The 14,601-nt window shown below is 56.0% G+C and carries 14 protein-coding genes and 1 tRNA gene; 14 read left to right on the top strand and 1 reads right to left on the bottom strand.

What is annotated here, in order from left to right:
* The first annotated feature begins 8 nt into the window (after window positions 1-8).
* The 12 genes from LAO76_10715 (at window position 9) to LAO76_10660 (ending at window position 11,733) form a co-directional block, all read left to right on the top strand.
* A complete protein-coding gene (locus LAO76_10715) occupies window positions 9-182 on the top strand; it encodes a hypothetical protein (protein ID MBZ5491392.1) in 174 nt (57 codons plus the stop codon).
* Window positions 183-271: 89 nt separating this feature from the next.
* A complete protein-coding gene (locus LAO76_10710; GenBank protein ID MBZ5491391.1) occupies window positions 272-667 on the top strand; it encodes a hypothetical protein in 396 nt (131 codons plus the stop codon).
* Window positions 668-940: 273 nt separating this feature from the next.
* On the top strand, window positions 941-2,173 hold the full coding sequence (locus LAO76_10705; protein ID MBZ5491390.1) for a DEAD/DEAH box helicase: 1,233 nt from the start codon (window positions 941-943) through the stop codon (window positions 2,171-2,173).
* A gap of 123 nt (window positions 2,174-2,296) precedes the next feature.
* Window positions 2,297-2,491, top strand: a complete 195-nt coding sequence (locus tag LAO76_10700; protein MBZ5491389.1) for a hypothetical protein — start codon at window positions 2,297-2,299, stop codon at window positions 2,489-2,491.
* Window positions 2,492-2,704: 213 nt separating this feature from the next.
* The gene (gene rpoD / locus LAO76_10695; GenBank protein MBZ5491388.1) at window positions 2,705-4,408 is read left to right on the top strand and encodes an RNA polymerase sigma factor RpoD; all 1,704 of its coding nucleotides are present in this window, start codon (window positions 2,705-2,707) and stop codon (window positions 4,406-4,408) included.
* Between the two features lie 186 nt (window positions 4,409-4,594).
* Entirely contained in the window at window positions 4,595-5,749 is a 1,155-nt protein-coding gene (locus tag LAO76_10690; GenBank protein ID MBZ5491387.1) for a 2-hydroxyacyl-CoA dehydratase, read from the top strand.
* 60 nt (window positions 5,750-5,809) lie between these two features.
* Complete coding sequence (locus LAO76_10685; protein MBZ5491386.1) at window positions 5,810-7,087, top strand: 2-hydroxyacyl-CoA dehydratase family protein; 1,278 nt, start codon at window positions 5,810-5,812, stop codon at window positions 7,085-7,087.
* A gap of 8 nt (window positions 7,088-7,095) precedes the next feature.
* Window positions 7,096-7,935: an acyl-CoA dehydratase activase gene (locus LAO76_10680; GenBank protein MBZ5491385.1), complete on the top strand. Its 840-nt coding sequence runs from the start codon at window positions 7,096-7,098 to the stop codon at window positions 7,933-7,935.
* A complete protein-coding gene (locus tag LAO76_10675) occupies window positions 7,913-8,710 on the top strand; it encodes an acyl-CoA dehydratase activase (GenBank protein ID MBZ5491384.1) in 798 nt (265 codons plus the stop codon). Before LAO76_10680 ends, LAO76_10675 begins: the two co-directional genes overlap by 23 nt.
* An 8-nt stretch (window positions 8,711-8,718) precedes the next feature.
* A complete protein-coding gene (gene had / locus LAO76_10670) occupies window positions 8,719-9,786 on the top strand; it encodes a 6-hydroxycyclohex-1-ene-1-carbonyl-CoA dehydrogenase (GenBank protein MBZ5491383.1) in 1,068 nt (355 codons plus the stop codon).
* Window positions 9,749-10,921, top strand: coding sequence for a 6-oxocyclohex-1-ene-1-carbonyl-CoA hydratase (gene oah / locus LAO76_10665; protein ID MBZ5491382.1), 1,173 nt, complete (start codon window positions 9,749-9,751; stop codon window positions 10,919-10,921). Before had ends, oah begins: the two co-directional genes overlap by 38 nt.
* 2 nt (window positions 10,922-10,923) lie before the next feature.
* Window positions 10,924-11,733: an enoyl-CoA hydratase/isomerase family protein gene (locus LAO76_10660; GenBank protein MBZ5491381.1), complete on the top strand. Its 810-nt coding sequence runs from the start codon at window positions 10,924-10,926 to the stop codon at window positions 11,731-11,733.
* 11 nt (window positions 11,734-11,744) lie between these two features.
* On the opposite strand, the gene LAO76_10655 is transcribed toward LAO76_10660, so the two are convergent.
* Window positions 11,745-11,820 (bottom strand) — tRNA-Ala (locus LAO76_10655).
* Window positions 11,821-11,986: 166 nt separating this feature from the next.
* Between LAO76_10655 and LAO76_10650 the strand changes: the two genes are divergently transcribed.
* Both LAO76_10650 and LAO76_10645 read left to right on the top strand, forming a co-directional pair.
* Window positions 11,987-13,300, top strand: a complete 1,314-nt coding sequence (locus LAO76_10650) for an ABC transporter permease (protein MBZ5491380.1) — start codon at window positions 11,987-11,989, stop codon at window positions 13,298-13,300.
* A complete protein-coding gene (locus LAO76_10645) occupies window positions 13,297-14,547 on the top strand; it encodes an ABC transporter permease (protein ID MBZ5491379.1) in 1,251 nt (416 codons plus the stop codon). Before LAO76_10650 ends, LAO76_10645 begins: the two co-directional genes overlap by 4 nt.
* Window positions 14,548-14,601 lie beyond the last annotated feature (54 nt).

Genomic DNA, 14,601 nt, shown 5'->3' with positions numbered 1-14,601 from the left:
AAACCCTTATGGAAACCGTTGTCTGCAGCAAATGCGGACAACGGTACGCCATTCGCATTGAATCTTCGCCGCAAAACGCAGAGCTCTCGCGAAAGCAGGCGTCTTTTGTGGCGGATAAGCTTGTCTGGGACCACATTCAGGAACGTAAGCACCAGGGAACAATCGAGCTGCCGGGCCTTTGAAGTTAGGGGTTGATTTGGCCGGACTGAACGTTGAAACTTTGAACTTACGGGACCGGCTGGCCCTTGAAATTTTCAGCCCAGGAAGCGATATGGCTGTTGAGAATAATGGAGCGGCAACCGCCAGAGTAGAGGGACATAGCGCAATTTTTACCGTGCTTCGGCAGTTGCTTAAACCCTATGAAGGCGAGTTGGCCATCCGCACTGACAAACCCGGAAACTGCTATCTGGAAACACGTTCTTCAAGCATGAATGGACGACGCATGTTCTTTGCCGGTGCCAAAATCAAGAAAAATTACGTCAGCTTCTATCTTCCCTCTTTATATATGTTTCCTGATCTCTCAGACCGAATCTCCCCTTCCCTGAAGAAAACCATGCAAGGACAGGCTTGTTTTAACTTCACCACGGCAAACCCAGACTGGTTCGAGGAACTAAGCAGGCTGACCCAGGCCGGATATCAAAAGCTAAAGAGTGAAATGCTGCTGTGATCGGCCCCAAGCTGCTGAAAGCAAAGTAGCAAACCTTAGTCACACGCTTACGACCGATTGCACCAAAATTGTGCTATACTGATCTTGCTTTAGATCCGCGGTTGCAGGGCTCCTCAAGATCGAGATCTGGTCCAGGATTCCCATACTGACTTACCTCCGATTGTCTACGGCGAAAATTGAAAAAATATCGGCATGAGATCACTCTGCCCTGACGTTTCGATAAACGTCTTTGTCAGCACCCGCCGCCGATCAAAAGAAAGCAAAAAACTCTAAGTGTCTACGTTTAAAGAACTTCCCATATCTCCATATCTACTGGATCGCCTTCGTGCGTCCGAATTCGTAACCCCCACTGAAGTCCAGGCGGCCGCCATTCCGCATGCCGCCAGCGGCAAAAACGTTGTCGCCACAGCCCAGACCGGTACCGGCAAGACTCTTGCCTTCCTGGTTCCGGTGATGGACAAGCTGATGCAGCAGACAGAATCGCGGCCCGGCGCCCTGGTTCTGGTGCCAACCCGCGAACTGGCACTGCAAATCGGAAAACAATATGAACAACTGCGCGGCAAGAAACTGCCGCCCGCGGCGCTGCTGATTGGCGGCGTTGCGGAGAGATCGCAACTGCGCGCCGTGCGTTCCGGGGCTAGGCTGATCATCGCCACGCCCGGCAGGTTTGAAGATCTCTATGATCGTGAATTGATTTCACTGGCCGGCATTAAAACGCTCGTGCTGGACGAAGTGGACAGAATGTTGGACATGGGATTCATCCCGGCCATTCGCAGGATTATCAGCAGGCTGCCAAGGTCGCGGCAGACACTGTGCTTCTCCGCCACGCTGGAGCCTTCCGTCCAATACCTGGTCGATGAGTACGCAAGTGGGGCCGTACGGCTGGCTTTTGGCTCGACCACCAAAGCCTCTGAATCGGTCAATCTGGTGGCCTACGAAGTCCATGCGGACCAGAAGCTTTCACTGTTGAAGCGCTTGCTTAATGAGGAAACCGGCCGCACCCTGATTTTTGTTCGCACCAAGCGAGCGACCGAACGGCTGGCTGAAAAACTAAACCGCCAGGGACTTGCGGTAAGCGTGTTACATGGCGACCGAAGCCAATCGCAGCGGAACAGCGCTCTGACAGCCTTCCAGCATGGGACGTCGCGCGTGCTGGTGGCCACGGATGTAGCATCTCGCGGAATCCACGTTGACGATATTGCCCAGGTCATTAATTACGATCTGCCGGCGATACCGGAGGACTTCATCCATCGCGTGGGACGGACGGGAAGGGCCGGAGCCACAGGTTCAGCCATTACGTTCTTCTCAGGAGTGGAGCGCTCCGACCTGGCTAGAATCGAGCGCACTCTGCAACTGAAGATGCGTCGCGGCCACGTTGATACCGCTCTTGTGCGGGAAGAACGGGCCATGCCGGTGGACGTTTCCAGCATGCGGCCGGAGCCGGTGAAGCCTGGATCCAGGATGGTTCGCCTTCCCGGAGAGGTTTTTCAACGATATACGGTCTAAGACTTGCGAGTCCGGGAGCCGCTATCCTGCAAACAGGTGTTTTAAAGGTCTTTGGCGGAAATACCGCTAAAGACCTGTTCTTATTAGGAACACACTTGACAGATTCTCCTATAGAATAGAATCATGTCCACCCAAAATGATCCTAAGGCTGACCTGCTGGTGAAAACTGCCGATTTTTACCGGCGCTCCATTGCCAATTACGGGCAATTTACAAGAACAGAAAGAAAACCGCGAACCAAAAAACAGCTGGAACAACGACTCCAGACCATTCTCAAGGAAATCGATTCACTTGGCGTTAAGCCCGTTTCCGCAGATTAATATCAGATATTTTGAAAGCAATTCGAGGGCGATCATCGCCCCCTGAGTTACTGCGTTGAACCGAGCACGAACCGTGACCCGCTGCCGAGTAAAGTCCTACGGCGGTTAAACCATCTTCAAGGATGGGATCGCGTAAATGTGGCTAAGAGTCGCCAGTTTGCGCGGTCCCGCCCGTAATCTTTGCTCGCCCGCAACGCGAGAGGTAAATCACTGTTGGCCACCCACGATAAATTCGACCCTGATTGGAAGCAAGTAGATCCTGAAGACGAGGACAAGGAATACCTCACTCCAAATGAAGCCAGCAGCTTTATTGGCACTGAGGTTACTTCAGCAGATGACATTGATGACCTTGTAATGACGCTGGATACTGAAGGCATTGATCTGACCGAGGGCGAACTGCCTTCACAGCGCCGCAGAAAAACCGGTTTTGGACTCGACGATCAGGAAGAACTCGATACCAGCGTTGCTCCCAGCGTTCTGGATAAAACCAGCGATCCGGTACGACTCTATCTGCGTGAAATGGGCACGGTACCGCTGCTTACGCGCCAGGGAGAAATCGAGATCGCCAAGCGATTTGAACGTGGGCATCTGAGGGTGCTTAAGGCAATTTCACGTTGTCCAATCGTCATTCGGGAGATCAAAACTCTTGGCGGAGACCTTGAGTCGGGCTCGCGTTCCATTAAAGAGGTTGTTGTCTTTAATGAAGAAGACGTCACTGACGATATTCTTTCCGCGCGGACCCAGGCCACCATTGATGAGATTGAAAAAATGGTGGAGCACTACAACAAAGCACAGAAGCTGGAGGAGAAACTTGCAAGCATCAGCCGCAAGCAAAATCCCAAGCCGTATCGCCGCTGCCAGTGGAAGCTGGGGCGGGAAAGGGTTGCGGTTTCGCGGGTCATACGCAGCTTCAAGTACACTCCGCAGGAAAGAAAACGGCTGATCGATCGTGTGACCACCACCACCGACACCATGCGTTCGCTGGACCGCCAGGCGCAGCGGCTGGAAAAGAAAATTGACGGCACGCGCAATGAGGAACATCGCGCTGAGTACAAGCGGCAGCAGAAGAGTTGTCTTTCCGACCTGAAACAATTGGAGCAGGAAGCCGGCGTCAATTACAAAGAACTTTCCCGCACGCAACGGGAAATCACTCAGGGTAACGTGGACGCGGAATACGCCAAGCGCGAACTGGTGGAAGCAAACCTCCGCCTGGTCGTCTCTATTGCCAAAAAATATACCAACCGCGGCCTGCAGTTTCTGGATTTGATTCAAGAAGGCAACATGGGCCTGATGAAGGCCGTGGACAAGTTTGAGTATCGCCGTGGCTACAAGTTTTCCACCTACGCAACGTGGTGGATCCGCCAGGCGGTAACCCGGGCAATTTCAGATCAGGCCCGCACGATTCGCGTTCCGGTCCACATGATTGAGAACATTAACAAGCTGCTTCGCGCTTCGCGACAGTTGGTGCAGGAGCTTGGCCGTGAACCAACGTCAGAAGAAGTTGCTCAACGCATGGACATTCCGGTATCGAGCGTCCGCAAAGTGCTGAAAATCGCTCAGCAGCCTATCTCTCTTGAGAGCCGCGTGGGCGAAGAAGAAGATTCGCGCCTGGGCGATTTCATTCAGGACACGACCGGTGTTTCCCCCGCTGAGGCCATGATCCGCGTGAACCTGAAAGAGCAGACTGCCAGCGTACTGCGCACACTCAACCCACGGGAAGAACGCATCATTAAAATGCGATTCGGGCTGGAAGATGGGTCTGAGCATACGCTGGAAGAAGTAGGACAGAACTTCCAGGTAACGCGTGAACGCATCCGCCAGATTGAAGTAAAGGCGTTGCGGAAACTGCGTCACCCTTCGCGCTCGCGCAGGCTCCGGGCATTTGTCGATCGCAAGACGTTCGGCGAAGGAGATTGAAAATCGCTTTTGGTAAACGGAACCCAGGTTCGCCGACAATCCCTGGAAGTGTTTGATTCGGGATGGCTAATGGTGGGGCTGCAGTCGAAGGCCTGCCAACAGTAGAATAGCCGCAAGAATATCACCCCTACACTTAAGTGACGCACGTCACATCCCTTCTAGCGGCGAGGGGTGATTATTATTTTCATGAAAGTATTCGAACGAACGTTCGATAGTTTTTATGAAGAGATGCAGGACCTCTCGTTTGCCAGCGTACGGCGCTGGAAAGAACAGCATCCGGGCGCGAAATCCGTGGCTTTCTTTCCCGTGTATGCGCCCGTGGAGCTGGTCCATGCCGCAGGCATGCTCCCGGTGCTATTGAGCGGCGCGGGCGACCGGCTGGATATACAGCATGCCGATTCCCGCTTCGGTTCCTTCATCTGCTCCATCATCAAAACCACCATGGAAATGGCCATGACCGGCCACCTGGAGCCATTTGACGGCCTGCTTTTTTCTTCCATCTGCGATTCGGCCCGCAACCTCTGCTTCGTAATTAAGCGCAACTACCCGCAGATATATGTGGATTTTCTGCATCTGCCGCACAGTACGTCGGACTCCAGCGTCGAGTTTCTGGAGCAGGAATATCGCCGGATCATCGTTGAACTGGAGCGCCTGGGTGGAGCGCCGATACAGCCCGCGGCGCTCCGCCATAGCATCGCGCTCTATAACATCCAGCGGAGTCTGGTGCGGCAACTCTATGAGCTGCGCGCGCAAAGCCCGCACCTGTTGCGCGCCTGGGAATCCTACGTGCTCATCCGCAGCGGCAACTTCATGCCGGTGGAAGAGCACATCAAGATACTGAAACAGGCGCTGGACTATCTCCCGACGCGGCCAGGGAAGAAGCGGGACGCGGTCCGGGTAGTGATTGAAGGCGCGTTCTGCGAGCAGCCGCCTCTAGAACTCATTCGTCTTCTGGAGAACGCCGGCTGTGACGTGGTGGAAGACGATCTGGCCATTGCGCAGCGGTGGTTTACAGAAGACGTGCCCATCAGCGGCGACCCGGTCCGCGCGCTGGCCGAAAGTTATGTGCATCGCTCGGTGTATTCGTCTGTACGACATGATTTTTCCAAACCGCGCTGGGAAGGCCTGGCAGAAAAGGTACGCAGCACGCGGGCTGAAGCTGTGATTTTCCTGATCGCGAAGTTCTGCGAGCCGGCGTATTTCGATTTTGTGCTGTTCAAAAAGAAGATCGACGAAATGGGGCTGCCCCACTTGCTGCTGGAGTTTGAAGAAAAGCTCTTCACCTTCGATCGCCTGCGGACGGAAGTGGAAACGTTTGTCGAGTCCCTGGTCTTTGATTAAGAAAACAAGGATTAAGCAAACCAGACCGAACGAAACAGATTGATTTTAGGAGCTGACTCGATGGCCGAGAAACCCGTAAGCGAATATCGCGGAAGCATTCACCAGCAGCAGAAAGACCTGATGCTGGATTGGTACCAGCGTCTGGACCATGCGGCCGAAACTGGAGAGCCGCCCACCGTATCGATGATGATCTCCGGCAACTGCGTCGAGTTGCTGGAAGGCTTTGGCGCCATTCCGCAGTATCCAGAGGTAAATGCGCTGCAACTGGCGATACGGCACCAGTCGCTGGAGCCGATTCTTGCGGCCGAGGAGATGGGTTACGCCGGAGACAACTGCGCCTATGTGAAGGCCGATATCGGTTGCATGCTGAAAGGCATCACGCCTACCGGGGGCCGGCTGCCCAAGCCCACGCTGGTGCTGTGCAACTTCGTGGGGTGCAATACCTACGTGAAGTGGTTTGAGCACGTGGCTGCCTTTACCGGAGCGCCGCTCTTCGTTTTGGATGTACCGTTTCTGCGAAATGACACGCCATCGCAGGCGGACATTGACTATGTCGTGCGACAGCTCAAGGAAGTTGTGGGGCAGATGGAGGAGCTGATTGGACGCAAGTTCGATTACGACCGTTTCCGCCAGTCCGTGGCTTACTCCAGCGAAGTTGAGGAGCTGTGGTCACAGATCAAGCACCTGGCAAAAAATTCTCCGTCCCCGTTTGACGCATATTTTGACGCCATCACTCTAATGGGACCTTTATATGTCTATCGCGGAAAACGCGAGGGCGTGGAGTTCTTTCGCTCGGCATTAAACGAACTGCAGCAGAAGGTCAAAGCCGGTGAGGGTGTTTATGACCAGGAGCGTTTCCGCGTCGTGGTGGAAGGGCCGCCGCCGTATCCCTATTTCCGCAGCTTCCGTGACATGTTTGCCAGTTGGAAGGCGGTGGCCGTGGCGTCCACGTACTCCACGGTCGGCGGGTTGTGGGAGTTTGGCTTCCGGCACGATGCAAAAACTCCGTTTGAATCGGTAGCCATGCACATGCTGGCGCAAAACGTAACCAACCGTAACTATTTGCAGCGCTATGACCAGATCCGGCGCTATGTGCAGGAATGGAACGCCGACGGAGTGATCATCCATTTTGTGAAAAGCTGCCGCCTGTTTTCTGCCGGACAGGGCGATATGCGCGACTACTTCACCAAGCAACTGGGCGTACCGACTTTATACATCGAGTCTGACCTGGAAGACCCGCGCTATTTTGCTGAAGCCCAAACCAAGAACCGGATCGACGCATTCTTTGAATCTCTTGAGCACGCCAAGCGCACGGCAGCACACGCCGTGAGCGCGTGAGGTCACAAATGAGAATTGCAGCAGGAGTGGACGTAGGATCAACGCAGACGAAAGCGGTGCTGATGGGCACCAACGGAGACGGCGTGAAGGTGCTGTCGCGTTCGCTGATTGATACCGGCGCCAACGTGCGCAAGGCGGCGGAAAAGGCTTTCGATGAGTGCTGCCAGGCGGCGGGCGTCGCGCAGGCCGATGTGGGCTTTGTGGTGGGCACAGGTTATGGCCGCTACAACATCTCTTTCGGCCACACACAGATGACGGAGATCAGCTGCCATGCCCGCGGCGCGCACTTTCTCTGTCCCGGCACACGCACGGTAATCGATATGGGCGGGCAGGACGCAAAGGCCATCGGCGTGGGCCCTTCCGGCGAAGTGCTGGATTTTGTGATGAACGATAAATGCGCCGCCGGAACCGGGCGCTTCCTGGCCAATGCCGCCGAGGTGATGGGCATCGGATTGGACGATATTGGCCCGCTGTCTCTCCGCGCGACTCGCCCTGTGAAAATCGCAACGGTATGCACGGTCTTTGTGGAATCTGACATTCTCTCTTACCTCTCACAAGGCAAGCGTCCTGAAGACATCATGGGAGGCGTGCACCTGGCGATTGCCAAGCGCACGATGTCACTGGCGCGCCGCGTGAACATTGAACCGCTTGTCACGATGACCGGAGGCGTGGCCCGCAACGTGGGCATGGTGCAGGCGCTGGAAACGGTGCTGGGACAAAAAATCATCGTCACGCCGGACGCACAGTTTATGGGCGCGGTGGGCGCTACGCTGTTCTCGCTGGAGAAGCTGGGCGAAAGTTTTGAATCCAGTGTTTGGAGGGAGCATGCCGTTAGTAGCGGGGATTGATTGCGGATCGGGCTTTACCAAAGCGCTGGTGGCCGCGCAGGACGCGCCGGGAAGCGAGCTAAGAATCCTGGGCCGCGGGCGCACGCGGAGTGGAATCAACGTTGACCAGGCAGCCAGCGAAGCGCTGGAGCAGGCATTGGCGGGTAATATGCGTGCAGACTTGGACTACATTGCTGCGACTGGTTTTGGCCGCTACAACCTGAGCTTTCGCGATATTGCGATCACTGAAATTACCACTGCCGCGCGCGGTGCCTTCTTTCTTTTTCCCCGGCCCGGCGCCGTGCTCGATATTGGCAGCCAGACCACGCGCGCCATCGCGGTAAAAGATAACGGCCGCGTGAACACCTTCAAGAGTAATGACAAGTGCGCGGCGGGCTCTGGGATGTTTATTGCTCGCGCGGCGAAATATCTGGAGGTCCCGCTGGAGCAGGTGGGCGACCTTTCGCTTCATGCCGCCCATGCGCACCCCATCAGCAGCGTATGCGCGGTGCTGGCGGAAAGCGAGATTATCAACCACGTGAGCAGCGGCGTGAGCGTGGAAGATATTTTGCGCGGCATTCACGACTCGCTGGCCGACCGCGCCGGCGCGCTGCTGAAGCGCGTGGGGCTAAAAGACGAGCTGACCTTTATCGGAGGTGTGGCGCACCAGCAGGGAATGGTGCGAGCGCTGGAGCAGCGGCTCAACGTGAAGGTGAATGTGGCTGAAGATTGTGAATACGTCTGCGCGCTGGGCGCGGCGGTGCTGGGTTTGCGCCGCCTGGCCAGCAGGAACTGAGGGGAATTATGGCGATCCAGGGAGCATACGGCTATCAGCTTTCGACCGTTGGGAAACCGCTGGATCTGGCGGAGCTGCCGAAACTTGAGCCGGAGGAAAATGAAGTCATCGTCAAGGTGGCGGGATGCGGCGTCTGCCACACCGACGTAGGCTTTGCCGCTGAGGGCGTGGCCACGCGGCATGCGCTTCCACTGGTGCTGGGACATGAGATTGCCGGACATGTGGTTGCCGCGGGCGACAAGGCTAGCCAGTGGATTGGGCAGGCAGTGATTGTGCCGGCGGTAATCGCCTGCGGCGAATGCCCAGCCTGCAAAGCAGGCCGGCCAACTACGTGCCGGCGGCAGTTCATGCCGGGCAATGATGGCGACGGAGGTTTTGCCACGCATGTGCGGGTGCCGGCGCGAGGGCTGTGCCACGTTCCGGACAAGCTGCCCGCAGGCGTTTCTCTTGAGGCACTGTCTGTGGTGGCCGATGCGGTGACCACGCCTTATGAAGCGATTCGCCGTTCCGGGCTGAAGGCCGGCGAGGTGGCAGTGATTGTGGGCGCGGGCGGCATTGGCAGCTTTGCCGTGCAGATTGCCGCAGCTATAGGGGCGAAGGCAGTCGCGGTCGATATCGATACGGAACGCCTGGAACTTGCCCAGCAATATGGAGCTTCTCTGGTGCTGAACGCCGACCGCAGCGACGAGAAACAACTGCGATCGAGCGTGCGCAACTTTTTCAGCGAGCAGGCGGCTTCCGGCTCGACGCTGAAAATTTTTGAGATGAGCGGCGCTGCGGCAGGACAGGTCACCGCGTTCAGCCTGCTCGATTTCGGCGCTTACCTGGCGGTGGTTGGATTCACGCCGAAGAAAGTTGAAGTGCGCCTGTCAAACCTGATGGCCTTTGACGCCACGGCCTGCGGCAACTGGGGCTGTCCGGCAGAGCAATATCCCGCAGCGCTCGCCCTGGTGCTGGGCGGGAAGATCAAGATTGAACCATTCATTGAGCGCCATTCGTTAACCGAAACGCCGGAAGTACTGTTGGGGGTCGCGCGGCATGCGTTCCGCCGCCGCGTGGTGCTTGTGCCAAATTAATGCCTGGGAGGCTGCGATGAAAGACCACAATCTGGTTGAAAACTTTGTTCCTCAAGAAATCCTGGTGGAAGAGCGGCCGGTGCATGATCGCGATGGCCGCGCCGTTCCCGGACTCCACAACGTGTGGATCACGCTGAACAATCCGGCGGAGCTGAACAGCTACACCACGTCTACGGCGAAAGAGGTAATCCTGGCATTGCGCCAGGCCAGCAACGATCGCGCCGCGGTGGCGGTGGTGCTGACCGGCGCAGGCACGCGCTCTTTCTGCAGTGGCGGCAACACGCGCGAATATGCCGAGATCTATGCCGGCGCTCCCGCGGAATATCGCCAGTACATGCGGCTGTTCAATGACATGGTTACGGCGATCCTGCATTGCGACAAGCCGGTGATCTGCCGAGTGAACGGCATGCGCGTTGGCGGCGGACAGGAAATCGGCATGGCCTGCGATTTTTCCATTGCCAGCGATCTGGCAATCTTCAGCCAGGCCGGTCCCAAACACGGCTCCGTACCGGATGGCGGCAGCACAGACTTTCTGCCACTGTATGTGGGAATCGAGCGGGCCATAGCCAGCGCAACCTTGTGCGAACCGTGGAGCGCGCATCGCTTTTATGCGCTGGGCGGGCTCACGCAGATTGTTCCCGCGCTGAAGGTGAATGGAAGATGGACGGCCAATCCGCTAGTCATCACCGACCACTTTCTGGATGAGTACGGACGCATGGCGCTGGGTGAATGGAAGACAGGCGAGGAAAAAGGTCTGGCCAAGAAAATTATGGCGGAGGGAATAGTTGATCTGAAGCTTCTGGATGACGCAGTGGAGAGTATGTGCACCAAACTGCTTTACACCATGCCAGACTGCCTGACCAAGACCGTGGAAAGCCTACGCAAACACAAGCTGGAGCACTGGGACCGCAATCGTGAGACCAGTCGCGCATGGCTGGCGCTGAATATGATGACCGAGGCCAACGCCGGCTTCCGCGCGTTTCACTTTGGAACGAAAGAGCAGCGTGAAGTTGATTTTGTTAGGCTGCGGCAACGTCTGGGTGAAGGCGCTCGCTGGGGAGAAGAGCTGATTGAAGAGATCGCGCCGTGGGTTGCTAGAACAGAGACATCCAAAGAGGAACTGGCAAAGGTGTAATCATGGGGAACAAGGTCCGGCTGGAACTTACACACAGCGGCCAAGTCGCGCGGATCACACTGGCTGCGCCCAAAGCCAATATCCTGGACAAAGACATGATGCTGGGGCTTGGTACGGCATTGAATGAATTGGCCGCGCAAAAAAACCTGAAAGCAATCGTACTGGCGGGAGCGGGCGCGCACTTCAGCTTTGGCGCGAGTATCGAAGAGCATCTGCCGGACCGAATCGGCGATACGCTGATGCAGCTGCGGAACCTCCTGCTGAAAATGGCGGCTGCACCCGCGCCGATGATCGCGGTGGTCCGTGGGCAATGTCTGGGCGGCGGATTCGAACTGGCGCTGGCATGCGACTTGATTGTTGCGGAAGACAGCGCGCAGCTCGGGCTGCCAGAGATCAAGCTGGGAGTTTTTCCTCCGGCAGGTGCTGCGCTCTTGCCAGCGCGTATCGGTTCGGGGCGCGCTGCGGAATTGGTGCTGACCGGGTCCAGTTGGACCGCCGAACGCGCGTATGTAGCAGGATTAGTCAACAGAGTTTTCTCCAGCGGCGATCTTGATCGGCAGCTGGATGCCTGGCTCGAGTCAGATTTTCTGCCTCGCTCGGCTGCGGCATTGCGTTTTGCCGCGCAGGCATGTCGACGGTCGCTGATGCGCGCGCTGGAGAACGATTTGCCGGCCCTCGAACGACTTTACCTCGACCAGCTCATGGGGCAGCCCGACGCCGTGGAAGGAGTGCTGGCTTTCCTGGAAAAACGCCAGCCGCACTGGGTGGCAGACCAGATGCTTTCCGAAACTCCTTGCGAAAAGATGCTGTAAGTGATTGAAAATGGTGGACCTGGTCGGGATCGAACCGACGACCTCTTCCATGCCATGGAAGCGCGCTCCCAGCTGCGCCACAGGCCCACAGTGGTACTCTACTATTCTCGCTGACCGGGGTGCATTCGTCAAACCAAAGGTGCTGCGGAACGTCCAACAAGAAGGATTTTTTATGATATTTGGAACCAACTGCCTGAATTTTCGTCTTGTATACAGGAAAAGGTAAACATCAGCCACATTCGAACGCTTAGAAATGCATATTCCAGCATCAGCTCCGGAGAATATTCCAGTCAAACAGACCGGGACTAATGACCAAGACCTCGACCGGTCATCGCGCAGGGGTGTCTCGCTCAAAGAGCCGATGCTTATCGCTCTGGAAACTTTGCGCGCGCACAAGCTGCGATCGTTCCTCACGCTCCTGGGCGTGATCCTCTCCGTTTCAACCTTAATCATTGTGGTTTCCATGGTGCAGGGCGCAAATAAATATGTTGCGGAAAAAGTTGCTAACTTCGGTTCCAACGTTTTTCTGGTGATGCGCTTTCCCCTGATCACCAGTGCGGAACAGTTCGTGAAACTCTCGCGTAGCAATAAGAATATTACCTGGGAAGACTATGAGTACGTCCGCGACAACATGACATTTGCCGACGCCGTGGGGCTGGAAGCGCGGCGCAACGGAAAAGTCAAATATAAAACGGAGTCGATTGAAGATATTGATGTCCGCGGCGTCACCGCGAATATGGGAGGCATTGATACTGAAGAGCCTGTGCTGGGGCGTTACGTCACAGATGCGGATGACGTGCATCGGGCGAACGTGACGATGATAGGAAATGACGTGGCCAAACGGTTTTTTGCCGGCGTCGATCCCCTGGGCAAGTCCATTTACATTGATGGCGAGGCTTACGAAGTAGTGGGCGTGGCCAAGGAGATGGGAAGCGCCTTTGGCCAGTCGCAAGATAGTTTTGTCTACATCCCCATCCAAACGTGGCGCAAGGTGTACGGCAGCAATAGTTCAATGAATATCAACGTCAAGGCCGCGGCCGCGGACCTGATGCAGCCTGCTGAAGACGAAGCCCGCGTATTGATGCGTGCACGCCGGCATCTGGCCGGGAAACAGGATGATACGTTCGGCGTGGTGGAGCCTTCTGCGATCATGGAGCTTTACAACAGCCTGACCGGCTCACTGGCCAGCGGTTCAATTTTTGTCGTCTTCATCTTTCTCGTGATTGGCGGAATCGTGATTATGAACATCATGCTGGCCAGCGTCACGGAAAGAACGCGGGAGATCGGTGTCCGCAAATCGCTTGGCGCCACGCGGCGCGATGTCCTGCTGCAATTTTTGGTTGAATCCGGGGTAATGGCGACCATTGGCGGAATCATGGGCGTGGTGGTTGCCGCAGTGATTTCTTTTGCCGTGGGAAAACTGACTCCGTTTCCCATGGATCTGCCGATACGCTGGGTCATCATCGGCGTGCTTGTATCTACCGCGGTTGGCGTATTTTTCGGCGTCTATCCGGCGTACAAAGCTTCCAAGCTGAATCCCATTGAGGCACTGAGGTTTGAAGCATGACTCACTCCAACATGGTGATGGAAGACGTGAAGATGGCTCTGGAGACCATCCGCACCCACAAGGTCAGATCGTTTTTAACCGTGCTGGGCGTGGTGATTGGGACCATGGTCGCGATCCTTGTCGCTTCGATCCTGCTGGGCGTTGAGAAGAATGTCCAGGATTCGCTAAATGAATTTGGCGTTGATAATTTGTTCGTTTTAAAGTTTGATCCCGGCATTCGATTTGGCCGTCTGTCGCCTGAAGAACGCACACGCAAACCGCTGACGTATGAGGATGGCATTGCCATCAAACAAGAGCTGCCGGCGGTAAAGGACGTGGTAATAGAAATCCTTTCGCGCATTGGACAAGGTCCGCAGCCGATCCGCACAGCGCGCTATAAGAGCCATGAGCTCACAAATATTCTCTTTCGCGGGATGACCTCCAGCTATGCTGAGGTCGTCAATGGTCGCATGAAAGAAGGCCGTTTCTATACCGAGCAGGAAGACCTTCATCGCGCCGATGTAGTAGTGCTCGGCTTTGACGCGGAGAAAAGCCTCTTTCCCGATGAAACCGCTGAAGGCAAGCAGCTGCTGGTGGATGGCAATCTATATACCGTGATCGGCGTGTTCGATAAAAAGAAGAGCACGTTGAACCAGGCCGGCGATGTGGAAGTCTTCATTCCTTTCCGAACGTACAAAAAGCATTATCCCCAGGATGATGAGATTGCGCTGATCGCCGCCGCGTATCCCGGAATGAAGAGCGTTGCCGAAGATCAGATTCGCGGGCTCCTGCGCACCCGCCGCCGCGTGCCGCCTAATAAGCCGGACACTTTTGGCATCAGCAGCGCCGAGCAACTGGGCGTTCAGTTTCGTGACATTATGCAAGGTATCTTCCAATTAGTGGTCTCCGTGGTTTCCGTCGGGCTTCTTGTCGGTGGCGTAGGAGTGATGAACATTATGCTGATGTCAGTCACTGAGAGAACTCGGGAAATTGGCGTCCGCAAAGCCATTGGCGCCCGCAAGCGCGATATCAGCTTTCAATTTATTACTGAAGCCATGACGTTGACGGGCATTGGGGGATTCCTGGGTGTTATCTTGTCTCTGATCTTCAGCTTCCTGATGCAGCTCGCGCATTTTCCGTCGTCCGTGCCCATTTGGGCAATCCTGCTGGCGCTCGCGGTGGCATGCAGCGTAGGCTTATTTTTCGGGATTTATCCTGCAGTCAAAGCGGCAAGGCTCGATCCGGTGACGGCGCTGAGATACGAGTAAGCAGCTAGCAATTAGCAAATGGCAATTGGCCTTTTTCTTTAATCCCGAACGCAG

Source organism: Terriglobia bacterium (assembly GCA_020072645.1).
GTDB lineage: Bacteria > Acidobacteriota > Terriglobia > Terriglobales > Acidobacteriaceae > Angelobacter.
This window is presented reverse-complemented; position numbering and strand designations above follow the sequence as displayed.